General features: G+C 49.8%; 15 protein-coding genes, 5 tRNA genes and 1 pseudogene. 10 read left to right on the plus strand and 11 right to left on the minus strand.

Annotated features, from left to right (window positions below):
• The first annotated feature begins 528 nt into the window (after nucleotides 1-528).
• From C8275_RS10070 to C8275_RS10115, 9 genes and pseudogenes are all read left to right on the plus strand, one after another.
• Entirely contained in the window at nucleotides 529-3,096 is a 2,568-nt protein-coding gene (locus tag C8275_RS10070; RefSeq protein ID WP_106485019.1) for an ATP-dependent Clp protease ATP-binding subunit, read from the plus strand.
• A gap of 119 nt (nucleotides 3,097-3,215) precedes the next feature.
• Nucleotides 3,216-5,264, plus strand: coding sequence for a molecular chaperone HtpG (gene htpG / locus C8275_RS10075; RefSeq protein ID WP_106485020.1), 2,049 nt, complete (start codon nucleotides 3,216-3,218; stop codon nucleotides 5,262-5,264).
• A gap of 207 nt (nucleotides 5,265-5,471) precedes the next feature.
• A tRNA-Arg gene (locus C8275_RS10080) sits at nucleotides 5,472-5,545 on the plus strand.
• Between the two features lie 19 nt (nucleotides 5,546-5,564).
• A tRNA-Arg gene (locus tag C8275_RS10085) sits at nucleotides 5,565-5,638 on the plus strand.
• 14 nt (nucleotides 5,639-5,652) lie between these two features.
• Nucleotides 5,653-5,726 (plus strand) — tRNA-Arg (locus tag C8275_RS10090).
• 14 nt (nucleotides 5,727-5,740) lie between these two features.
• Nucleotides 5,741-5,814, plus strand: a tRNA-Arg gene (locus tag C8275_RS10095).
• Nucleotides 5,815-6,034: 220 nt separating this feature from the next.
• Nucleotides 6,035-6,421: a hypothetical protein gene (locus C8275_RS10100; protein ID WP_106484096.1), complete on the plus strand. Its 387-nt coding sequence runs from the start codon at nucleotides 6,035-6,037 to the stop codon at nucleotides 6,419-6,421.
• Nucleotides 6,387-7,379: a transposase gene (locus tag C8275_RS10105; RefSeq protein WP_199881879.1), complete on the plus strand. Its 993-nt coding sequence runs from the start codon at nucleotides 6,387-6,389 to the stop codon at nucleotides 7,377-7,379. Before C8275_RS10100 ends, C8275_RS10105 begins: the two co-directional genes overlap by 35 nt.
• Before the next feature lie 544 nt (nucleotides 7,380-7,923).
• Nucleotides 7,924-8,757 (plus strand): annotated as a pseudogene (locus C8275_RS10115) (transposase).
• A 120-nt stretch (nucleotides 8,758-8,877) separates the two neighbouring features.
• Here the strand turns inward: C8275_RS10115 and C8275_RS10120 are convergent.
• Nucleotides 8,878-8,953 (minus strand) — tRNA-Lys (locus C8275_RS10120).
• Between the two features lie 176 nt (nucleotides 8,954-9,129).
• The gene (gene ispE / locus C8275_RS10125) at nucleotides 9,130-9,954 is read right to left on the minus strand and encodes a 4-(cytidine 5'-diphospho)-2-C-methyl-D-erythritol kinase (RefSeq protein WP_106485021.1); all 825 of its coding nucleotides are present in this window, start codon (nucleotides 9,952-9,954) and stop codon (nucleotides 9,130-9,132) included.
• Between the two features lie 169 nt (nucleotides 9,955-10,123).
• Between ispE and dnaB the strand changes: the two genes are divergently transcribed.
• Entirely contained in the window at nucleotides 10,124-11,665 is a 1,542-nt protein-coding gene (dnaB, locus tag C8275_RS10130) for a replicative DNA helicase (protein WP_022384712.1), read from the plus strand.
• A 114-nt stretch (nucleotides 11,666-11,779) separates the two neighbouring features.
• Here the strand turns inward: dnaB and C8275_RS10135 are convergent, their stop codons facing one another.
• From C8275_RS10135 to C8275_RS10175, 9 genes are all read right to left on the minus strand, one after another.
• On the minus strand, nucleotides 11,780-12,367 hold the full coding sequence (locus C8275_RS10135; protein ID WP_106485022.1) for a superoxide dismutase: 588 nt from the start codon (nucleotides 12,365-12,367) through the stop codon (nucleotides 11,780-11,782).
• Between the two features lie 68 nt (nucleotides 12,368-12,435).
• Nucleotides 12,436-12,933: a hypothetical protein gene (locus C8275_RS10140; RefSeq protein ID WP_106485023.1), complete on the minus strand. Its 498-nt coding sequence runs from the start codon at nucleotides 12,931-12,933 to the stop codon at nucleotides 12,436-12,438.
• Between the two features lie 65 nt (nucleotides 12,934-12,998).
• On the minus strand, nucleotides 12,999-13,358 hold the full coding sequence (locus C8275_RS10145) for a hypothetical protein (protein ID WP_106485024.1): 360 nt from the start codon (nucleotides 13,356-13,358) through the stop codon (nucleotides 12,999-13,001).
• Nucleotides 13,342-13,887: an RNA polymerase sigma factor gene (locus tag C8275_RS10150; RefSeq protein WP_022384716.1), complete on the minus strand. Its 546-nt coding sequence runs from the start codon at nucleotides 13,885-13,887 to the stop codon at nucleotides 13,342-13,344. The genes C8275_RS10145 and C8275_RS10150 overlap by 17 nt, the downstream gene beginning before the upstream one ends.
• A gap of 442 nt (nucleotides 13,888-14,329) precedes the next feature.
• Entirely contained in the window at nucleotides 14,330-16,009 is a 1,680-nt protein-coding gene (locus C8275_RS10155; RefSeq protein ID WP_106485025.1) for a RagB/SusD family nutrient uptake outer membrane protein, read from the minus strand.
• A gap of 6 nt (nucleotides 16,010-16,015) precedes the next feature.
• The gene (locus C8275_RS10160) at nucleotides 16,016-19,159 is read right to left on the minus strand and encodes a SusC/RagA family TonB-linked outer membrane protein (protein ID WP_106485026.1); all 3,144 of its coding nucleotides are present in this window, start codon (nucleotides 19,157-19,159) and stop codon (nucleotides 16,016-16,018) included.
• Between the two features lie 20 nt (nucleotides 19,160-19,179).
• Nucleotides 19,180-20,874, minus strand: a complete 1,695-nt coding sequence (locus C8275_RS10165) for a hypothetical protein (protein WP_106485027.1) — start codon at nucleotides 20,872-20,874, stop codon at nucleotides 19,180-19,182.
• Between the two features lie 5 nt (nucleotides 20,875-20,879).
• Nucleotides 20,880-22,652: a DUF5108 domain-containing protein gene (locus C8275_RS10170; RefSeq protein WP_234395742.1), complete on the minus strand. Its 1,773-nt coding sequence runs from the start codon at nucleotides 22,650-22,652 to the stop codon at nucleotides 20,880-20,882.
• A 24-nt stretch (nucleotides 22,653-22,676) separates the two neighbouring features.
• Nucleotides 22,677-24,200 carry a RagB/SusD family nutrient uptake outer membrane protein gene (locus C8275_RS10175; protein WP_106485028.1) on the minus strand — a complete coding sequence of 508 codons (1,524 nt, stop codon included), beginning with the start codon at nucleotides 24,198-24,200 and terminating at the stop codon, nucleotides 22,677-22,679.
• Between the last annotated feature and the right edge of the window lie 11 nt (nucleotides 24,201-24,211).

The raw sequence follows: 24,211 nt of genomic DNA on the forward strand, positions 1-24,211 counted from the left end.
AAATATTAATTATACATCTCACAAAAATCATGCTAAAATACGACAAATTTGCGAACTGCCGAACTTTTTAGCTAGAAAAGAGAGCTTCAGGACTGCTAAAAAAGTTTCATATAAGTTCCATTATAGCTCCACGATAGATAAGTTTGTCCCATCAGACGAATAGGTATAGCCCATATCCTTTTTCCTATACGACTTACGGGATAACTTAAGTTCCGACATCCTCAAGTTTCCCAACGGTATGGCCTATTCATCAGTTTGTTACCTGGCAGCTATACCTTAAGTTTGCAACAACTGAATAAAACAACTCGCCCGATTCACTCAATATCTCCAAAGCTCCATAGATTGCCTTCCAATAAATGGTCTAAACCTCGTTAAATAATGCTCTTTTCCCTTGTTTTATCTGAGCTTGCATCCTACCAAGGTCTACTTTGGTATATTATTTGTTATAGATAATGAAAGATAAGTGTACAGAGACATAAACCCTGTTATATTTGCAAGTGTAAACAATTTGAGAGACAAGGAAAACATATGAACAATCAATTTTCACAAAAAGTATCAGAAATCCTGATTTACAGCAAGCAGGAAGCTATCCGGTTGAATAGCGATCACGTAGGACCGGAACATTTGCTCTTGGGCTTGCTTAAGGAAGGTTCAGGAAGAGCGATTGAAGTTTTACAAAAGAAGCTGTATGTAGATTTGGGAACAATAAAAAACGAGATAGAAGCACGCATCGAAAAGCAAAGCAATGACTATACTTACTCACATGCCCGCATCACGAATGAAAACGAAGTTATGCTTGACGAAACTAGTGCACGTATCTTGCGTTTAGGCATTCTGGAAGCACGCTTATTAAAAAAAGAAGTCGTAAGCGACGAGCACCTGCTATTAGCCATTTTAAAACAGCATGACAACATGGCGGCACAGGTCTTGGAACGGAATGATGTTACCTATTCACTCGTTTTTGAAGAGCTATCCTTGAAACAAGCCGACGTCAATGCCGGCATGAATGGCTACGACGAAGATGAAGAAGATGCTCCTGGACAATCCAACGGAAACAACAACTTAGGCAATGGACAACAGGCCCAGCAGACACAAACGAAGCGTCCCATTAATGACACTCCGACGATTGACATGTTTGGCATGGACTTGACAAAAGCTGCGGAATTAGGTCGGCTGGATCCCGTTGTAGGGCGTGAAAAGGAAATAGAACGACTGGCACAAATATTGAGCCGTCGCAAAAAGAACAATCCCGTACTGATTGGAGAACCGGGAGTAGGCAAATCGGCTATTGTTGAAGGACTGGCTTTGCGCATCATTGAAAAGAAAGTATCCCGCGTCTTGTTCAATAAGCGTGTGGTATCACTTGATATGACTTCGGTGGTGGCTGGAACCAAATACCGTGGACAGTTCGAAGAGCGCATTCGTACAATTCTCAAAGAGCTGAAGGATAACCCGGATGTTATTCTTTTCATTGATGAGATACATACGATTGTCGGAGCCGGTTCCGCCCCAGGTTCAATGGATGCAGCCAACATGCTGAAACCAGCCTTGGCTCGCGGGGAAATACAATGTATCGGAGCAACCACCCTGGATGAATATCGTAAGAGTATCGAAAAAGATGGAGCTTTGGAACGCCGTTTCCAGAAAGTGATAGTAGAACCAACATCTCCGGAAGAAACGCTCCAGATATTGAAAAACATCAAAGAGAAGTATGAAGACCACCACAACGTATCCTATACTCAGGAAGCATTGGAAGCTTGTGTCAAATTGACGGGACGCTATATTTCTGACCGTAACTTTCCAGATAAAGCCATTGATGCACTTGATGAGGCCGGTTCACGCGTACACCTGACAAATATCAGCGTACCGAAGGAAATCGAAGAGCAGGAACAGGAAATCGATAGGTTAAAACAGCTTCGGATGTCAGCTGTCAAAGCACAAAACTATGAACTGGCAGCAAACTACCGTGACAAAGAAAAAAGCATGCAACTGCAATTGGATGAAATGAAACGTATTTGGGAAGAAAGCCTGAAAGACAATCGGGAAGTGGTTGATGAAGGCCAAATTGCCGATGTAGTGTCCATGATGTCAGGAGTACCTGTACAACGGATGGCACAGGCTGAAAGTATCCGATTGAAAGGCATGCGCGAAGCTCTGACCGGCAAAATCATAGCCCAGGATGCAGCAGTGGACAAACTGGTACGTGCTATCCAACGGAGTCGTGTCGGATTAAAGGACCCGAACCGTCCGATTGGGACATTCATGTTTCTAGGCCCAACCGGCGTCGGAAAAACATTATTGGCGAAGGAACTGGCTACATATATGTTTGGTTCGTCGGATGCATTGATACGCATCGATATGAGTGAGTACATGGAGAAATTCACTGTATCCCGTCTTGTCGGTGCTCCTCCGGGCTATGTAGGTTATGAAGAAGGAGGACAACTGACAGAAAAGGTTCGGCGCCGTCCCTATTCTATCATTCTATTGGATGAGATTGAAAAGGCCCATGGGGATGTCTTCAACCTATTGTTGCAAGTGATGGATGAAGGACGCTTGACAGACAGTTATGGCCGTACCATAGATTTTAAAAACACGGTTATCATAATGACTTCTAACATTGGTACCCGACAATTGAAAGAATTCGGACGAGGTATTGGATTTTCAGCACTACTGAATGTGGATGATGATAAAGAGCATTCACGGAGTATTATCCAAAAAGCTCTCAACAAATCATTTGCCCCGGAGTTCCTCAATCGTATCGATGAAATCATTACTTTCGATCAACTTGACCGTCCGGCTATCCGCCGCATCGTAGACCTCGAATTGGCACAACTGATGAAGCGTGTAGAAAACTTAGGATATAAACTGGAAGTAACGGATGAAGTAAAAGACTTCATCTCAGATCATGGTTTTGACATCCAGTTCGGTGCACGTCCTCTTCGTCGAGCTATCCAGACCTATCTTGAAGACGGTATTTCCGAGCTGCTCATCAATGATTCTCCGGTAACCGGAAGTATCCTGAAAGCAGCAATTTCACCCGCACAAAAAGACAAGCTGGCTTTCACGGTTCTGCCTCCCATAAAGGTTCAGAAATAACAGCCCAAGCAGTATAATAAGACAAAATGTCAGGCATCCACATGCCTGGCATTTATTTTGTGTTGTCATAAATGCTGAAAAGCTAAAGAAACGGATATACATAAAATAAATAAAGACCTATGCAAAAAGGAAATATTGGGGTTACGACAGAAAATATCTTCCCCATCATCAAAAAGTTCTTATACAGTGATCATGAAATCTTTCTCCGCGAGCTGGTTTCTAATGCAGTTGATGCCACCCAAAAGCTGAAAACACTGGCTGCAAAAGGAGAATTCAAAGGTGAAATGGGTGACTTGACCATCCACGTTTCCCTCAACAAAGACAGTATCACTATCTCTGACCGTGGACTTGGACTGACTGCGGAAGAGATTGAGAAATATATCAATCAAATTGCTTTCTCAGGTGCTAATGACTTTTTGGCAAAGTACAAAGATGACGCAAATGCCATTATCGGACATTTCGGTCTTGGCTTCTATTCTGCCTTCATGGTAGCTAAAAAAGTTGAACTTATCACCCGTTCTTACCGCGAAGATGCCCAACCGATGAAATGGACCTGTGACGGTAGTCCTGAATTTACATTGGAAGAGGTAGAGAAAGCAGATCGTGGTACGGATATCATTCTCTACATTGATGAAGACTGCAAGGAGTTTCTGGAGGAAGAACGCCTGTCCTCCTTATTAAAGAAATACTGTCACTTCTTGCCTATTCCTGTAGCCTTCGGCAAAAAGAAAGAGTGGAAAGATGGGAAACAAGTGGATACCGAGGAAGACAACATCATCAACAACACGACTCCTTTATGGACACGTAAACCTGCCGAATTGAAAGATGAAGACTATAAGAACTTCTATCGTGAATTGTATCCAATGGCTGACGAACCATTGTTCTGGATTCATCTGAACGTAGACTATCCGTTCAACCTGACAGGAATACTCTATTTTCCACGTATCAAGAGTAACATCGACTTGCAGAAAAACAAAATCCAACTTTACTGCAACCAAGTATATGTAACTGATTCAGTAGAAGGTATTGTTCCTGATTTCTTAACCCTGCTCCATGGAGTTATAGATTCCCCGGACATACCTTTGAATGTTTCACGCTCCTACTTGCAGAGTGACTCCAATGTGAAGAAGATTTCGACCTACATCTCAAAGAAGGTATCTGATCGTTTGCAGGCTATCTTTAAGAGCGACCGCAAAGATTTCGAAGCAAAGTGGGATGACTTAAAAATCTTCATCCATTACGGCATGCTTACAGAAGAAGACTTCTACGACCGTGCTAATAAATTCACACTGCTCAAAGATACAGATGCACACTACTACACTTTCGAAGAATATCAGAATCTTATCAAAGGAGAACAGACCGATAAAGAAGGGAACATCATATACTTGTATGCCAATAACCTCGAAGAGCAATACAGTTATATAGAAGCAGCCAAGAACAAAGGTTACAATGTGCTCCTAATGGATGGTCAACTCGATGTTGCCCTTATCAGCATGCTGGAACGTAAGCTGGAAAAGAGTCGCTTCACCCGCGTGGATAGTGATACAATTGACCGTTTGATAGTGAAAGAGGATGCACATGCATCTGAACTTGCGTCTGAAAAGCAGGAAATTCTTGTCAGTGTATTCCGAAGCCAACTTCCGAAAGTGGAGAAAGCAGAATTCAATGTCGAAGCACAGGCATTGGGCGATAATGTGGCTCCGATTCTGATTACGCAAAGTGAATATATGCGCCGTATGAAAGAAATGTCACGCATCCAACCGGGTATGAGTTTCTACGGCGAAATGCCAGACATGTTTAACATCGTCCTCAATACCGACAACAAACTGGTCAAAGATGTACTCAACCATTCAGAGACGGCTTGCGCCGCTGATTTGACTCCATTGAATCTGACTTTAGCCGATTTAAATAAACGGCATAACGAACTTCATCAGGCGCAAGAAGGCAAGAAACCGGAAGACATAACAACGGCAGACAAGGATGAACTGGAGCACGTAGAAAAACAAATCACTGAAGAAAAGGCCAAGAAAGAAACGATTTTGAGTAATTATGCCGGAACCAACAAAGTTATACGACAACTCATCGACTTGGCTTTATTGCAAAATAATATGCTAAAAGGCGAAGCCTTAAATAATTTCATCAAACGCAGTATTGAACTCATCGGATAATCTCTTCTGAAGAGTCAACAAGCAGAGAAGAGGGCAGTCAATCTTTATGCACATATCGATTGATTGCCCTTTCTATTTTTTACCGATAAATTTTCTTTTGAATATCAGTCCTGTCCGGAATTTTGTTAGCAATAGTGGTGAAAAAGTCGTCTTAATGTTTGGTAGTTGTATCAAAAGTACGTACCTTTGCAACCGTTAAAGAAAAAGGGTCGCGTAGCTCAACTGAATAGAGTAGCTGACTACGGATCAGCCGGTTACAGGTTTGAATCCTGTCGCGATCACTTCATTGATTAGGAGTATGGCTCCGTAGCTCAACTGAATAGAGCATCTGACTACGGATCAGAAGGTTACAGGTTTGAATCCTGTCGGAGTCACTCAATATAATCAAGGCTCCCTAGCTCAACTGAATAGAGCATCTGACTACGGATCAGAAGGTTATAGGTTTGAATCCTATGGGAGTCACAAGTTTTGGTTATGGCTCCGTAGCTCAACTGAATAGAGCATCTGACTACGGATCAGAAGGTTACAGGTTTGAATCCTGTCGGAGTCACTTACAACATTCCACTGAATTGGAATAATGTCCGTTACATGCCAGCAAAAGAATTGATTTCTTTTTGTTGGCATCTTTTTTATAATCATACACCACCTACCAAAAGAGAGATTGGTTCAGTTTGTTTTCTTGGGGATTTAACAAATGGCAGATAAAGGAGCAGTAGAAAATCAGTGGGGATTAGTTTTCCAATATCCAGAGGAATTCCGACCTTTGCCTTATGGAAAAGAATCAATTGGAAGTGCTTGCGCGTATCGTGCTGCCTTCAGAAATACTGGATCATTTTGAGATAGCAGGTGTGCAACAGAGTCGGACAGAGATTCATATTTATCTCGACGAGTTAATGAATGCGGGATTGTCATCAGATGCCAATTTTGCATCCAAAGGCTTCATGGAGGCTGTGAATGTAACCGATTTCCCGATACGCGACCATAAGGTCATACTGGTCATACGCCGTCGCAGGTGGACCGACCTGCGTACAGGCAAGAGTTTCAGCCTTCCAATCAGCCTTGACATAGCCTGCAAAGGAACCCGTTACTCCAAGGAGTTCGGGGCTTTTTTAAAAGAAACGTATGGAGACATCCCCTGTGACCTGCCGTACGCTTGAAACATTCTACCACATAAATGCACATACCTTTGAGAAACAGTACAAGGAAACGCTAAGCGGCTTCCACGACTGGGACCAGCTAGACCATGCCGATTCATGGCTGTTGTTTCCCGAAAACATAGGCCGGCATCTTGCCATAGACGAGTCTTCCCTGTCCAATGGGGAGCTGTATACGTTTGTCACCAACCGTGACCGGCATACAGGTGAAGGAAGTCTGGTGGCGGTCGTTTCCGGCACGAAATCGGAAGACGTGATACAGGTGCTGAAGTTGATAGACGAGGAAGAACGCATGAAAGTGGAGGAAGTGACCCTTGACCTTTCCGATTCAATGCGCAAGATTGTTTCTGTCGCATTTCCGAAGGCTCAAAGAGTGATTGACCGTTTCCACATCCAGAAACTGGCTTGTGATGCCGTGCAGGAAATCCGTGTGGCGCACCGTTGGGACGCCTTGCAGCAAAGCAATGAAGAAATGGAAGAGTGCAAACAAACCGGCAAGCCCTATGTGCCGTTCCGCTTTTCCAATGGAGACACGCGTCCGGAATTGCTCATCAGAAGCCGTTACCTTCTGTTCAAATCAGCAGACAAATGGACGGAAAGACAAAAGGAAAGGGCTAAAATCCTCTTCGAGGAGTATCCTGACATCAAAATGGCTTATGGTCTGTCCCACTCATTAAGAATGATATTCTCAAAGAACACCATCAAAGATGCAGCGCGGTTGAGCATGGCCAAATGGTACAACAAAGTCGATGATTCAAGAATGAAGCAGTTCAATGTCATTGCCTCGACATTCTATGAGCATTATGACGAAATCCTGAACTTCTACAACAAACGCTCATCAAATGCGGCAGCCGAATCATTCAACGCCAAAATCAAACTTTTCAGGGCGAATCTGCATGGAGTCGTAGACAAAAAATTCTTCCTCTTCAGAATCGCAAAGCTGTATGGTTATCCCCACTGATTTTCTACTGCTCCCAGATAAATCTTATCTTTGCCATATGAAACATAAAGCCATAGATTATAAATCCGTTTTGTCTTTATTCCTTCCCAAGGGAATTTTGGATTATTTCGATATCGTAGACTATTCCGATATGGGTTCTTATTATATAATTTGTCTGGAGGAATCCAAGTCTGTACCTTCCGAGTATTCTCACCTGCACTGGTCTCCAAGGGTTTTTATCCGGAAATAACCATAACCGACTTTCCTGCGCGTGATCGTACCGTCTATCTGCGAATAAAACGTCGTCGTTGGGAAGATCCCCGTGATGGAAAGACGTATAGTCGCAATTGGCAACTGGTAGCCGAAGGCACTCATATCACCAAGGAATTTGGTGCTTTTTTAAAAGAATTACGTTGATACACACAATGTGAGTATCAAGTCCCTTGCAGAACTTTACAGACTCGACGACAAGAAACTCACAGATTACTATAAGAATCGTTTAAGTGACTTCCGCCAGTGGCGTCATCTTCCTCATGCAGAGGAATACATGTGTTTTCCTCAAAACATGGGTCCTCACTTGTCCATAGATGAGACTTCACTAAGCAATGGAGAACTCTACACGATCATAACCAATAAGGCGGGGCATGGTCGGAAGGGGACTCTTGTGGCGATGCTCAAAGGTACCAGGAGCGAGGATATATGCAATCTTCTACTCAGGCATCTTCCTGAGGGCAGGCGTCGTGGTGTGCGAACTATTACGTTGGATATGGCCGGAAGTATGGCCAGAATTGCCAGAACCTGCTTCCCTTTGGCCAAACAGATTATTGACCGTTTTCATGTACAGAAAGAGTTTAAGGAGGCCTTACAGGATTTACGGGTCCAATACCGCTGGCAGGTAATGGAGGATGAAAGCCGGAAAATGAAAGAAGCAAAGAAGCAGAAGCTCCCTTATCAGCCTCTCATACTATCCAATGGAGATACACTCAAACAGTTATTGGTACGAAGCCGATATCTCCTTTTTAAAAATCCCGAAGACTGGTCCCCCTCGCAAAGGCAGCGTGCCGACCTTCTGTTTAAGTATTTTCATGACCTTAAAGAGTTCTATTACCTCTCCTTGCAGCTCGGTAGAATTTACTCTACTCCGTATGAAAAGGATGTGGCAAGAGTCAAAATGGCATTATGGTTCAACTAGGTTGAGAAATGGGAATATCCACAATTTAATACCATCATCAAGACTTTTTCCAACCACTATGAAAGAATATTGAACTTCTTTGATGAGAGACTAACCAATGCAGCCGCTGAAGCTTTTAACGCGAAAATCAAACAGCTCAGAGCTACATTTAGAGGGGTGGCAGATACTAAATTCTTCCTCTTTAGACTGGCGAAACTTTTTGCTTGAAATTGTTAAATCCCCAAGAAAACAAACTGAGCCCCCGTTAGCTAATACTCATGCCGAGCGTACAAAAAAATCCTGAAAGTCTATCAACCTTCAGGATTCTTAGAGAACAGTTTCTCACTGTGGTACACCCTCAGGGACTCGAACCCTGGACCCATTGATTAAGAGTCAATTGCTCTACCAACTGAGCTAAGAGTGCATTTCTCATTTGCGTTTGCAAAGGTAAGGCTTTTTTCGAAAGTGCCAAAACATGCGATGACTTTTTTATTGTCAATTTTACATTGATACGCTATCGGACAGGAATAAGGCACTCATTCTTAATGGATACCGAAAAAGCAGATGATTTTCTCTTTCGGCATCCATTTCTACGACATCTTATTCCAATTCACGGATACGGCAGAAGCATTCTCCAAAATGTTCATCCACATAAGGTACGGACTCCTTGAAAATACCGTAAACAGTAGAGCCGGAACCTGACATGGAAGCATAGACAGCACCCATATCATACAGCTTATCCTTGATGGCAGCAATTTCCGGGTGAGCAAGAAAGACGCTATGTTCGAAGTCATTCACGATACGCTCCTTCCATTGTTCAATCGGCAGACGGATAAGCTCAGGAAGTGATGCGGCCGGGCGACGGGGCGTTACATGACTGTAGGCTTCAACTGTTGAGACGGAGATGTCCGGCTTAACCAGGACAATATACATGCCCTTCAAGGATAATTCAATGGGAGTAAATACGTTCCCGATACCGGTAGCGAACACGGGGCGGTCTTTGATAAAGAAAGCACAATCCGCTCCCAGACGGGCTGCATAAGCTTCCATTTGTTCTACACTCATCCTCAAGGAAAATTTCTCATTGAGCAGTTTGATCATGAAGGCTGCATCGGATGAACCTCCACCCAAACCGGCCCCCATCGGGATGTGCTTGTACATATATATATGTATAGGCGGAACATCATAGTCGGACTTCAGCAAACGGTAGGCTTTCACCACAAGGTTGTCCTCGGGAGAGCCTTCAATAGGTGTTCCACTGATTTTCAAGTCATATTCTTGTTCCGAACCATTGAGAGGAACTACCTCAAGTGCGTCTTCCAGGTGAATGGGATAGAAGATGGTTTCAATGTTATGATAGCCATCAGGGCGTTTTTCAACAATGTTCAATCCCAGATTTATTTTGGCATTTGGAAAGGTTATCATAGTGTTTTGATGGTTTTATTGTCGGGGCAAATATAAACGAAACTTTTTAATTTGACAGGTTGACACCCAAAAGAATCATTCGTTTGTTCAAAAAAAGCATCGTTCCAAGCTCGCTCCTCCTCCTTAGTTTTGCTTATCTTTGCGTCGCTAAAAACAGAAAAAAACAACTATGCCGGAACCTAAACGAAATAATACACGAACACGACAGTCAAAAGCCAAAGTCCCGGAAATGAACGAGTATGGTCATCTCCAGCCTCAAGCTCCGGAACTGGAAGAGGCTGTGTTGGGTGCCCTCATGATTGAACGAGATGCCTATTCCCTGGTGAGCGAAATCTTACGTCCCGAGTCGTTCTATGACCAACGGCACCAGCTCATCTACAAGGCCATCAGCACACTTGCCATCCAGCAACAGCCGGTTGATATTCTGACAGTGACCGAACAACTGAAGAAGACCGGGGAGCTGGATGATGTAGGAGGTCCCTTCTATATCACGCAGCTGAGTGGTAAGGTTGCCTCCTCGGCGCACATTGAATATCACGCCCGCATCATTGCACAGAAATTCCTGGCTCGTGAGCTGATTACATTTACCAGCAATATACAGACGAAAGCGTTTGATGCCACCCAGGATGTGGACGACCTCATGCAGGAAGCTGAAGGGAAACTCTTTGAGATCTCCCAACAGAACATGAAAAAGGACTATACGCAAATCAATCCTGTCATCAAGGAGGCGTACGACATGCTGCAAAAGGCGGCTGCACGTACGGACGGTCTGAGTGGATTGCCCAGCGGCTTCCATCAGCTCGACAAGATGACCTCGGGCTGGCAGAACTCCGACCTGGTGATTATCGCAGCACGTCCTGCCATGGGTAAGACTGCCTTCGTGCTCTCCATGGCAAAGAACATTGCCGTCAACCAAAAGACACCGGTAGCCTTGTTCTCGCTTGAAATGAGCAATGTCCAGCTGGTGAACCGTCTGATTGTGAATGTATGTGAGATTCCCGGTGAGAAAATCCGAAGCGGACAGCTGGCACCTTATGAGTGGGGACAACTGGACTATAAGATAAAGGACCTCTATGATGCACCCTTGTACGTCGATGATACACCGTCTCTCTCTGTCTTTGAGTTGCGGACGAAGGCGCGTCGGTTGGTCCGCGAACACGATGTGAAGCTTATCATCATCGACTATTTGCAGCTGATGAATGCCAGTGGCATGTCGTTTGGCAGCCGTCAGGAAGAGGTCAGCACCATCTCACGTTCGCTGAAGGGACTAGCTAAAGAGCTGAACATCCCCATCATTGCCTTGAGTCAGTTGAACCGTGGTGTGGAGAGTCGTGAAGGAATCGACGGGAAACGACCGCAACTGAGTGACTTGCGTGAATCGGGAGCCATCGAGCAGGATGCGGATATGGTATGCTTCATCCACCGCCCGGAATATTACAAGATTTATCAGGATGAGAAAGGCAACGACCTACATGGCATGGCCGAAATCATCATTGCCAAGCACCGTAATGGTGCGGTCGGGGATGTCCTGTTACGCTTCAAATCGGAGTTTGCCCGCTTCCAGAATCCGGACGATGACATGATTGTTCCGCTGGAAGGGGAAGTACTGCGAGGCTCGGGTATGAATGACCCTGGTATGCCCCCTCCGCCTCCTGCGGAACCGCCACAGGACGACCCGTTTGGAACACCTCCTCCCGGTATGCCATTCTAGAATGAACACACACAAAGGCACGCTCCTCTCCTTTCAGGAACGTGCCTTTTCTAATTGATACGGTGCTACCCGGACGACACCGATGCGATAGTCAGTTGACAACGAACAGGGGAACTAGGCTTCCAGCCGTGAGCTAACCACCTCCCAGTCGATAATGTCCCAAAGTTTCTTTACATGTTCGGCACGGCGATTCCGATAATCCACATAGTAGGCATGTTCCCAGACATCGATGCACAACAACGGCTTGCAGCCCTGGCGCCACGGATTGCCGGCATTCCCTTCCTTCGTAATCTTCAGATGACCTTCCGGGTCAAGGGAAAGCCATGCCCAACCCGAACCGAAGAGTGTCACAGCGGCATCCTCGAACTGTTGCTTGAAGGCGTCCAGGCTGCCGAAATCACGTGCAATCAACTCGGCGAGTTTCCCTTGCGGCGCCTTTCCCTGACCGGGAGATGTGAATTGCAGGAAGTAAAGCGTGTGATTGAGCACCTGTCCGGCATTGTTGAAAATGCCTCCATCAGGAGCTGTTGCCACGATGTCCTCAACCTCTTTTCCTTCATAAGCCGTTCCCTTGGTCAGATTTGCCAAGTTGGTCACATAGGTTTGCAGATGCTTGCCGAAGTGATAGTCTATCGTCTCGGCACTGATTACTGGCTCCAACCCGTTTGACGGATAAGGGAGCTTAGGCATTTCATTCTTCATAACAGGATGTTTTTTAAATGTTAGTACGGCCCTGCTCTTCCACATGGGAACAACAGGACCGTACAAAGTTACTTCTTTGGCTTCTCTTTACCAAAGGGCAGGCCCGGCATCGGGTGCGGCTTCATCCCCTGGCGTCGGTTGATTTCCTTACCCATGCGACGCATGTTGAACCGTTCCAGGCGGTAAACCTCACGGATTTGCTTCATCGTCAGGATTTTCTTGAACTCCTTGTAGTACTTCTCCTTGACGTCTATCACCTTACGTCCCTGTGTGAACTGACGCTCAATCTCTTGGGCAATCTCTTCATCGGTCATCTCGTTGCTCTTCTTTTTCAACCGAGGCAGACGGCATTCCCGCATCTCCTTCTGATAGGCCTGATAGACGGGGGTAAACTTTGCTGCCGTCGCATCGTCGAGCATCAGGGCGTCGAGCACCTGCTTCAGTTGCATGGCTGCGAAATCCGGACGCTTGCGTTCCGTCCGTGCGTCATTCTTCGTCTCCTGTGCCGAGAGACTGCCTGCCAACAGTACGAATGCTGTCAGCCACATTACCATTTTCTGTTTCATAATCCATTCATTTTTAGTAGACAATATTGTTGACAGGATGAGTGAGGAAGTCCTCCTCCCCCAACCTACTCCTCGTAAAGCGTCAGTGTGACATCGGCGGCATAGTAGTCGTATTGCTCGGCCAGCTCTTCATCGGAGAGGTGGTCCAGGTAGGCATCCAGCTGCTCTGCCAACGTCACCATCCGGTCCGCATAGTCGCCGGATGGCACGGACGGTATCGCTTCGGGAGTCCCGGTCCAGAACACGATGCCTGCCACCAGGGCTGCCACGGCTGTCATGCCGACAGACAGACGCCACATCCGGCGACGGCGACGTTCCACTGCTACCTTCCGCATCACCTGTTCCGGGAAACGGGCGAAGAAGCCTTCCGGAACGTGATAGGGCATCTGCTTGCCGAAATCGTTTAAGTCAAATTCTTTCATCATAGTACTTCTGTATGTATTTCTTTATATTCTCTTTGGCATAGAAGAAATTGGTCTTCAATGTCTCCACCTGTGTTTCCAGGATTTCGGAAATGTCCGCATAATCCAGTTCGTCGTAATAACGCAGGTTGAACACCAGCCGTTGTCGTTCCGGCAACTGCCGGATGGCCTTCTGCAGGATGACCAGGCGTTCGGCGGACTCGGCATCCGCCTCATTATCCTGCCACTCCACCTCCGGAACCCGTTCCAGGTCGTCCAGGGGAAGAAGGGTGTGCTTGTTCTTCTCCAGGAAGCGGAGGGCTTCATTGGTGGCTATCTTGTACAGCCAGGTCGACAGCTTGCTGCTCCCCTTGAAGGAGCCCCAATGCTTGTAGGCGCGCAGGAAAGTCTCCTGCAGCACATCCTCGGCATCGTCATGACCGGGCAACATGCGGCGGACATGCCAATACAGGGGTTCCTGGTAACGTTCAATCAAACATCTGAAACCTTTTTCCTTGTCCTTATCAGCAATCTGCAATATCTCTTCATCCATGTTTCATCTGATGGTTTACTCTGTAGACCCGAAGCCTGAGAGGAAGTTCAAGTCCGGGTTTCTCTTTAACCTTTATTTGTTCTGTCTGGGTTTATGCACACAAAGATACGGCATACTTCCGGTACGAGCCAGTGGCATCGGTCGTACCCTGCGGCCTTGTGCCCTCCCTGTGTACGGCATAGACGACATTAAACCCGGGGATAGACGGAGCAAAGTATAATACTTAGGCAGCCTAAGTATGATACTTAGGGGGTCTAAGTATTATACTTTGGTCTGTACAAGCCGTACTTTAATGTGGTCTGAGCCGGCGATGAATGCCGTCCGTGTGGCGGATAGATAAAGCAAGCCCCGGAAGACTCAATCTGCCTTCCGGGGCTGCCCGTCGGGAATGCCGTTTCCGGCATCCCGCTTATTCACCCTTAACCTTTATCTGTTATTTGAATCACTTTTTATCGGTATCCAAATCCCATTTGATGAAGTAGTCACCATTCATGATTTTGGCGCGGATTTCGGCGGCATTGCCGGTCTCCTCGTATTTCTCACCGATGCACTGTGCCATGAAGCTCGGGTCGTTGTAGCGTTTCGCCATGCGAATCATTGCCGGGTAGACCTTGCCTTCGCAGGACATCTCCATCATCATCTCCTTCAGGATTTCCTCGTCGTTGGCGCGCTTGTCGCCGGTGAACGAACGGGCACCGATTTGCTTCTCGGTGCATCCGCGGATACCCAGGTCGACACTGTTCACGCTGCGGGTGGTGATTTCCAGCGAACCGCCGCGCAGGTAGTTGGTCTTATTGGACGTCCAGTTGGGCAGAAAGCCGTTCCAGGTACCGGAGTAGACGCCGTCGGCATCAGCTTCGAACTCATCCTTATAATACTCCAGACCGTTGTTTATCAACGCATCCACCACCTCGGTCTTGCCCAGCTGGTTGAATGCCTCGGCGAGCATGAAGTAGAGGTCCGCACCTCGGTAGGTGTACACGCGGACGTCGTCTTCATAGGCCGGTTTGGAAGAGCCCACCGCACGGAACTTGCTGATAATCCAGTTACCGTTCTGCTCGGCGAAGGTGTCTCCGGCACGCCAGTCTTCCTCCTGTGTTCCCAGCGGGGTGAAGGTGTCGTCGCTGAATCGTGCCATGCCGGCTTCGCTCGGTGCCAGCCAGTATTTGTTGGGGCTGTCCGAGTCAAAGTGCTTCAGCAGGCTGTTCGTCTGACGGTTGTTGCTGTCATAGGAGATGGCGGACACGACCTCGTAGTTGTAGTAGGTGTTGTCCGTCCAGTAATCGCGGTACTTGCCCAGGAGCCAGCGTCCGCGCAGGTACTGTGCATTGCTGGTCGTCGTATAGGCAATCTCGTTCATGTGCTCCAGGATGACGTCGATGCACCGCTGGTATTTGCCGAGCCACAGGCAGATTTCTCCATAGACGGCATAGTAAGGCGGCGTGATGTTGTCCCAGTCGCGGTACGGGCTGTCCGTGGTTCCTGCCGTACTGGGGTCCAGCCATTCCTGCCAGGAGATGTCATACGTCCCGTCGACGCCGTCATAACCGATGTCGAGCAGGTTCTTGCAGGCTGCCATCGCGTCGTCGAGGTTCAAGGTCTTGAACTGTGACAGGTCCCGTAGCGAGGTCATGGGTTTGTCCACCCAGACCACTTCGCCGTAAGTCTTGGCGATGGTCATGAACGCCCACGCCTTGATGCGGAGTGCACTGCTGACGAGCGACTTGTAGTAGCTGTCGTTCAACGTGTGCGAGTCCTTGTATGCCTTCAGCTTGCGCAGGTAGTCGTTGCAGGCGTTGACCAGCTCGTAGTAGCCGGCAGGGTCGGCATACGAGTTGCCGGTGAGGTCGTCCTCGTAGTTGTAGAGGCTGTAAAGCTCGCTCGGTGCAAAGGCAGTCGGCTTCACCATCTCACCCCGCAGCTCGTTCAGGTAAATCACTTTGTCTCCGATGGCCTGCATCTTGGTCATCAGACCGATGTATCCGGAATAGACTTCATTCTCTTCCGTGATGTAGTTTTCGTCGTCCAGCACATTCTTGGTGTCGACCTCGAAGAAGTCGGAACATCCGCCCAACATGGCTGCACCACAAAGCAACATTGTGCTCAATAGTATCTTTTTCATTTCGCGTCAGAATTTCAAGTTAATACCCAGTTTGACAGATTTCGGCTGCATCACCTTCGCCATGTCGAATCCCTGTGTGGCGCTACTGAAAGCGGAGTTGGCGAACTCAGGGTCCATGCCGAGGTATTCGGTCAGTGTCCAGAGGTTCTCACCCGTCACATAGACCGTACCCGAACGGAAGAAGTTCCAAATGGGCTTGTCAAAGCTGTAGCTCACGGTGATGTTCTTCATGCGGAGGTAAGAGGCGTCTTCAATCCAGCGTGAAGAGAAGCTGCTGTTGCCCATGGGGTCGCCGTAGGTGGCACGGGGGATTTCCGTCTCCTGTCCTTCCAGGTTCCAGCGGTTTGCCACGGCTGCGCTCTGGTTGCCGAAACCCGACACGGACTCCAGCTGACGGCGTACGGCGTTGTATGCCTGGTTGCCCTTCGAGTAGGAGAACTCGGCAGAGATGCCGAAGCCCTTGTAGCGGATGTGGGTATAGAAGCCGCCGAAGTAATCGGGAGTGGCGCTGCCCAGTGACACGTAGTCATGGGAGTTGATGATGCCGTCCCCGTTCTGGTCGACGAAGCGGACGTCTCCTGCCTGGTATGCCTGGCGGTTGCTGTTCAGCAGACCTGCCTGCTCAGCCTCAGCCTGGGTGGAGTAGACTCCGTCTGCCTGCAAGCCGTAGAACTCATACGGATGGCCGCCTACCCGGCTGACCACCTGCGAGCCGTCGCTGAAGGAGGTCACCATCTGCTCGTTGTCGCCCAACGACTTGACCTTGCTGTCGGTGAAGGCGATGTTTCCGCCGACAATCCACTCGAAGTCGCGCAGACGGACGAGCGACGCCTGCATGGAGAGTTCCACTCCCTTGTTGTCAATCCGTCCGCAGTTGGCATAGTAGGGCGAAGTGCCGTAAACCGACGATTTGGACACCGGCATGATGACGTCTTCGGTGTTGCCGATGTAGTAGTCCACACCCAGCTCGATGCGGTTGCGCAGGAAGGCAGCGTCGAGACTCAGGTTCATCTGGCGTGTCTTCTCCGGACGCAGATGGGTGTTGGGAATCTGGTTGCGGATGATACCCGACACATCCATGTAGGGCGAGCTGCTGTAGTAGGACTTGCCGTAATTCGACGAGAAGCGGCTGTTTCCCGTCAGGCTGTATTCAGCACGCAGGTCCAGGCGGCTGAGCCAGTCCTTGTCCTGCAATGCCGGCATGTTCTTCACCATCCAGGTGACACCTCCCGCCGGATAGACACGGAAGCGGTTGGTGTACTTGCCGGTAGCCGAAGAGCCGTCGACCGACATGCTGAACGAACCGGTCAGGATGTTGTTCCAGGTGTAGTCGGCGTGGGCATAGAAGTTCATCCAGTTCCACTTCTCGAGGTAACCCTGGATGTAGCGTCCGATGCTTTCGGTGGCGTCCATCACCTGATAGAAGTCGTTCGCCGTGTTCCGGCCGAAGCCGCCATCGTACTCGTGTTGGGTGAGCAGTGCCTGGAAGCCTGCCATGGCATTCACGGCATGACGTCCTCCGAACACCTTCTTGTAGCGGGCATTCAGGTTGTAGAAGTAGTTCGTGGTCTCTCCCACTCCGTCGCGCACGGTGTTGGTCTCCTCTCCGTAGATGTCGGTCACGGGGATGATGGCCTGCTCGTCCTTGCCGGGGATGAACATGTGCTCCTTGTTGTAGTTGTAATACAAGCCGAAGACTCCGTTCACCGTCACTTCCTGTATCGGGCGGTAGTTGAAGCCCACCTTGATGTTCACGTCATACTGGCGGCTGTTCGCATCCAGCGTGTTGACCAGCGCCAGCGGGTTGCTCACGGCGAAGTCCATGTTCTCGCAGATGCCGTAATAGTAGTTGGAGTAGATGGGCGTCACGCTGCCGTCGTCGTTCTTCTGATAAGGAGAGAGGAAAGGCGAACGGGCGTATGCGGCAAGAATCGGGTTCGTGCGGTCGCTCATGCCCTGCTCCTGGTAGTCGCCGTCCAGATAGGCAAGGCCGACGGTCGTATAGATTTCGAAGTTGCTGCTCACCGCCACGTTACCGTTCAGCTGGGTGTGGAAGCGGTTCTGGTTCGTCCCCTTGAGGATGCCTTCCTGCATGGAGTAACCCAGCGAGAGGTCATACTTGGCGATAGCGTCACCTCCCTCCACACGGAACAGGTTGTCAGTCGTGAATCCGTTCTGATAAATCTCGTCCTGCCAGTCGGTATTGTTGTTGTACAGGTAGCCGTATTTGCTGTTGGCATCCTTCATGAAGGGGAAGTTCGTGAAGAACTCATCCATCGTGTCATAGTAACCGATACCGATGTCGGTCAGGTAGGACTTGTAGTCGATGCCATTGAGCAGCGACATGCGCTTGTCGTTCCAGTTTACGCCAAATTGTCCGTAGTAACTGATTTGCGTGTTCAGGTTGTCCGACTTCGCACCGTCGGTCTCAATCAGGATGACACCGTTGGCACCCATCGAACCGTACATGGCAGCCTCGGCACCCTTCAGCACCGTGATGTTCTGGATGTCGTCGATGTTGTATGCCTGGAAGATGTCGCGGCTCAGTCCGTTGATGAGCTGCGAGTCGTGGTTGTCAGGGATGTAAGGCACCCCGTTGATGACCACCAGCGGTGCATTGTTGCCGATGAAGGAGCGCACACCGCGGAGGTTCATGTAGCTTCCCTCTCCCGGCATGCCGCTTCCGGCTGTCATCTGCAGGCCGGCAACCTGTCCCGACAAGGCGCGGTCAATCTTCGAACGTCCCAGCACGAAGTCCTTCTTGGTGATGTTCTCAGCCGACGTGCTCTCCACGTTGTCCTCGATGCGGAAAGGCAGCACTTTTGCCTCGTTGTACTTGAACTCGCCCGTCGGAATCATCACGATGCGCACCTTCTCACGGTTGTTCAGCTGCTGGTTGATTCCATAGTATCCCGACGCCCAGATGGTCAGTGTGGCTTGCGCCGGGTTCTTGCATTCAATCTGGAAGTATCCGTCTTTATCGGTCGTCACATCCGTCCCGTCGGTCACTGACACCACGGCTCCCTCGATCGGTTTGTTCTGGGTAGACAAGACCCGTCCGCTGATCTTGTTGGAAGCGCTTTGGGCATACACACCCGCAGCAGGCATCGTGAACAGGAAAGAGAATAGTAAAAGATTTATCTTTTTCATGATTCGTTAGTTTCTTAGAATTAATAACAGTTCTTTGTCGGTTTCAGACACCAGTGGTGCAACCAGAGGTTGGTGACACTGCTGCCCTCGCCCGAGAAGCGCAGCTCGATGGGCTTGGCTTCCGTTCCAGTGATGGTGATGGTGCCCACCTTCGTTCCGTCGCGGTCATACTTGCTGGCATTCTTGTTACCGTCGCTCGTAGCCTTCTTCGAATCGAAGCCTTCGGGATAGCCCTGTCCGGAACGGTCGTAGTGATAGCTACTACCTGCCAGTATGCTGGCAGCGATGGTCTGTATCTTCTCGCCGTTGACATAGACGGTGATGGAACCCAGCTGCTGGCTCTTCGCCTGCTCGAAACCGAGGCAGAGGTCATACTCGCCCGGCGGGATGTTGTAGGGGGCTGTCACGTGTCCGGAAGGTGACGAGGGGGCTTCCTCATACTTGAACGGTGTGAACTTCAAATCATAGGTCTTGTTGTCCGGGTCAGTCAGTGTGAAGGACAGGACATAGTAGTAGTCACGCAGGGGGAATCCTCCCTGAGGCCATCCCAAGCCGGTCATCAGACCCGACTGACGGATTTTCTCAAAGCTCAGGTTCTCCGTCACGAAGTATTCCTGCTTCTCGGAGTCGGTCAGCTTCTCGTAGTAATTGTAGTAGTCCTTCAAGCGGAAAATCAGCACGTTGGTCGGGATGTGGATTTTCTTCACGTAGTAAGCCGTACCGTTACTCATGGAGACGGGGTTGTCGAGATCCACTTCCTGCACCGTCGTACGCCACTGGGTGCTGAAGACCGAGCTGAGGTCCTCGTTCTCCTCAAAGTCTGCCTTGGTGTAGACCTGGTTGTAGAACATCGACTGGAGAATCCAGTTCTGCAGCACGGTATCCTCGCGCTCCAGCTCCCATTCCGCCAACTTCTGGTGAGCCACTTCCATGGCTTCGTTGATGACCTCGTTGGAGGGGATGAGCATGGTGGCGGTCACGTTCTCCGACATGAGGTTGAAGCCCTTGTTCTCAAAGTAGGGAGCCTTGACCACGAAGACGGAGTCATAGATGTTGTTACCCGTATTGTCCACACCGATGATGGTCGAGTTGAACTCATCGAACACCCGTTCGTTGCGCTTCAGGACCATCTCGCGGAAGATGGAGTAGTCATCGCCCAGGTTCTCGATCATCTCATACATGCTGCGCGGTGCTTCCACATACTGGTCGATGCAGTAGATGTAGCCGTTGTTGGTCTTCACCGTCTTGGTCACCGTGGCATTGTTGAACTTGATGACGGTTTCTCCCTGTTCGTTCTCCGTCTTGGAGATGTTCAGGTACTTGCCGTTCCACATCAGGATGCGTTGTCCGTCCTTGATGTTGGACGGGGAGACAGAAACGTCGGACACGTGTGACTGTGCCTTGTACAGTTCGTCGCTGTCCACTTCGCCGTCGGCACGCGAGCCACCCTCCACGGCAAGCACCGTGTAGAGTTGCTGACGCTGCTCCATCTGGTCCACGATGCCGGTTTCTTCCAGCAGCTGGTACATGCCTGACAAGGACGGCTCCTGGGAGAGGTATGAGGTGAGCGGCTCGTCGACAATCATCACGTCGGTGTTGTTCACCGTACTTTCACCCGGGGTATAGTGCTCGTCCCAGGTATCTGAACAACCGGTACCTGTCAGACCGATACCGGCAGCACACAATGCGCTTAACAGATAATATTTTGCTTTCATAGGGTTTATTCTTCTACAGTGTTTGTGATGGGTTCAAACAGGATATAGTCAATCATGAAACGGTAGTTGGAGTTCGTGCTCGCTGCCGGGTCCTTCATGACAAGCTTGAACGTATGGGTAGAGGTCGAGGTGAACTCGATCTCGTCGTATACGACATAGCTAAAGAGATAGGAACCGCCCTTATGCACATCCGGGCTGGTGTACGGATAGGCGGAAGTGACGTTCTGGTCGTCGATGGAGAATTCCATCTGTCCGCCGTTGCTGCCGGCGGTAGCATTGGCGATGAAGTCCATCGACTTCGCATTGCCGAACTGGATGCTCACCTTGTACTTGCCTTTCACGATGACCGGCGTCGTGAAGGAGATCCAGCCGTTCGTGCCGAGGTTGAGCATCAGCATGTCATGGTTCTGGGCATTCTTCCAGTCGTTGTTCGACTTCGAGGTGAAGTAGATAACGAACCACGACGGCTTGCTCGAACCGGGACGCCAGGGGCTCGGATTGTTCAGGGAGAAGTCATAGAGTCCCAAGGTGCTGACGTCGGCATTGCCTTCGGTCGTCTCATGGGTGGTCTGGAATTTCATCTCTTCGAAGTCGCCGTTGCCAGCCTCGATCCAGTTCTTGATTTCTTCGTAGTTCGTCACATCGAAGAGGACCGTCTCGGGTTGCGCTTCAGCCACCGGCATGTAACCGTTGACCTGATGCACATAACCGTTCTTTGCCTGGATGTCGGAACCGTCTTCTAGGAACTGGCAGCGGCTGTTCTCGTCGGCATAGTTCAGATAGAACGCATCGTCAACCAGCGAAACCTTGATGAGGGCTTCCGTGTTGAGCGTCTCCCAGTTCTTGGAGGTCGCGTCGTCCGTGTCGAAAGCCTGCATCTTGCCCAGGTTGTAGGCACCCGACAGGATGTGGTAGGCGACATACTGGTAAAGTGCATTGGAAGGGCTGGTGTAATCGTTGCCCGCCTCCAACTTGGCAACCAGGTCCTGCAGGCTGTTGATGCCCTCCTGACGGTAGACATCATCGCTGACGGCAATGACCGTATAATTGCGTTTCAACGTGATGGGCATGCCGTTCGAATCGACCGTATCCTGATAGATGGTGTGGATGCGCTTGTCCAGTCCCGTCACTTCGACAGCCTCACGGAACAGCTGGAACGGACGCTCGGGCTCACACAGACGCTCGTACACGCTCTGGGTCAACGGAGTCATGACGTCCTCCAGGATGTAGACAAAACCATTCGAAACACGGTTTGCCAGCTCGATGACGTGAGCCTCGTTGTTCAGATAGAGCGATTGCAGACCACCGCCGGCAGTCTCGTCGCCATAGGACAGCGTCAGTTCATCCTCGGAGATGGTCTTGAAGGGCAGCACACCGTCCGACTCGATGAACTTCTGCTGGTCGAGCGTATCGGCAAGGACATGGAACTTCACCAGGTCGCGGGCATACTCCTGACCCAGTTCCTGGATGGAGCTGACGCCCTGCTTCTGATAGAAACGCTGCACGGCATCGTTCGTCGGAACGAAGACCGTGAAATACTGGGTTGCCTGATTCACCGCGTTGTACAGGTCGGCATATTTCATGATGGCGACCCACTCGGAACAATCCTCGCGGGAAGACAGGTAGGTGGATGCCGGCTGCATGTCATACACCGTGAACGTATCGCCTTCATACGGGTCGTCACAGGCGGTCACCGTGCAGATGAGGGCCATCAGGACCAGGACTGCCTTGCCGCACACCCGTTGAAGCATGTTTGTGATTGTGTATTTCGATTTCATAATTACTAGCAATTAAAGAAAGGTTTATTGTACGACGTCATAATAAGGATTCTGCACCAGCAGCTTGTTGGTCTGGATGTCCCATTCGGGAATCGGCAGGAACCAGGCATCATCGTTGCTCAGGGTCGACGACAGCCACTTCCGGTTGGCGGTCGTGTTGTTGGTCATCACCAGGTCGATGAACTGGCTCTTGTACTTGAAGTTCTGCTGACGGCCCAGGCGGAGCAGGTCATACCAGCGTTTGCCTTCAGCTGCAAACTCCAGGTCACGCTCTTCCAGAAGGGCGTTGAGCATGTCCAGTTCGCTGGTCTCTGCCACGTCGATGCCCAGGGAAGTGGTCATGCCGGCACGGGTACGTGTCTGCTCGATGAGGTCGAGCGCCTCCTGCCAGTTGGCAGTTCCTCCCTTGCGAATCAACGCCTCTGCCTTCATCAGCATGACATCCGCCATGCGGTAGACGATGAAGTTGGCATCCTGGTTGTCACCTTCACGCTTCAGCTCCCACTCGTCGCCCATACCGTTGTACTTCCAGATGACCGGGCTGGTCACTTCGGTCGTCGCCGTTTTGTCGTAGCCGAAAGTACCGTAGATACCGCGTACACTGGCACGGGTCTCAGGGTCTTGCAGACGCTCGGTCATCGTCTCCGAGAAGTAGAGCTTCACGGGAGCTGCGTTCCAGTAGGTCAGGTCGGTCGGACCGCCGCTGGTCTGGTCGAGGTCGCCGTCAAACTGAATCTCGAAGATGGACTCGTTGCTGTTGCCGGGATAGAACATGGTGAACCACTGTGCGCTCGACGACATGAATACCGGACGGATGCTCGCCGTCGCATTGATGAGGTTGTCGGCATACGTGATGCAGCCGTCATAGTCCTCGCTCCACAGGCAGACGTCCGCCATCAGCGCATAGAGCGCCCATTTCGTGGCACGTCCCTTGTTCTCCCATGCCTCGGTGTAGGTCTCCTTTGCCGCGTTCGTTGCCAGGGCATCGGTGATGTCCTTCTTGATTTGGGCAATCACTTCGCTCTCCGACGATTTTGCCACGTCGGTCGGCATCTGGTCGTCGATATACGGTTCGGTAATCAAGGGGACGTCGCGGAAGTTGCGCACGAGGTAGAAGTAAGACAGGGCACGCAGGAAGTAGGCTTCCGTCTGGTTGGACTTCATCTGCTCCTCCTTGTAACTCTCGTCCTCACCCATCACGCCGGGTGCATAGTGGAGCACGGCATTGGCAAGACCGATGACATTGTAGAAGTTCGCCCACTTCACACACTTGTTGTTGGGGAGTATCTGGAAATCCTGAATCTTCGCCGGGTCTGTCTCGGACGTATTCACCGAGCCGCCGCGCAACTCACCCCAGTAGAGCATGTCCTTGACGCTGCCCCGCAACAGGTGGTACGACTGTCCCAAGACCGCCTCGACGTCTTCTCTGGACTTCCAGAACATGTCCGACGTCTGTTTGTCTTTCGGCAGGATGTCCAGGTAGTCGCTACAACCGCTCATGGTCAACATGCTGCCGAACAATGCTATTGCTGCAAATATTTTCTTCATATCAATATTCC

Source organism: Bacteroides sp. Marseille-P3684, assembly GCF_900291465.1.
In the GTDB taxonomy this organism is placed as follows: Bacteria; Bacteroidota; Bacteroidia; order Bacteroidales; family Bacteroidaceae; genus Phocaeicola_A.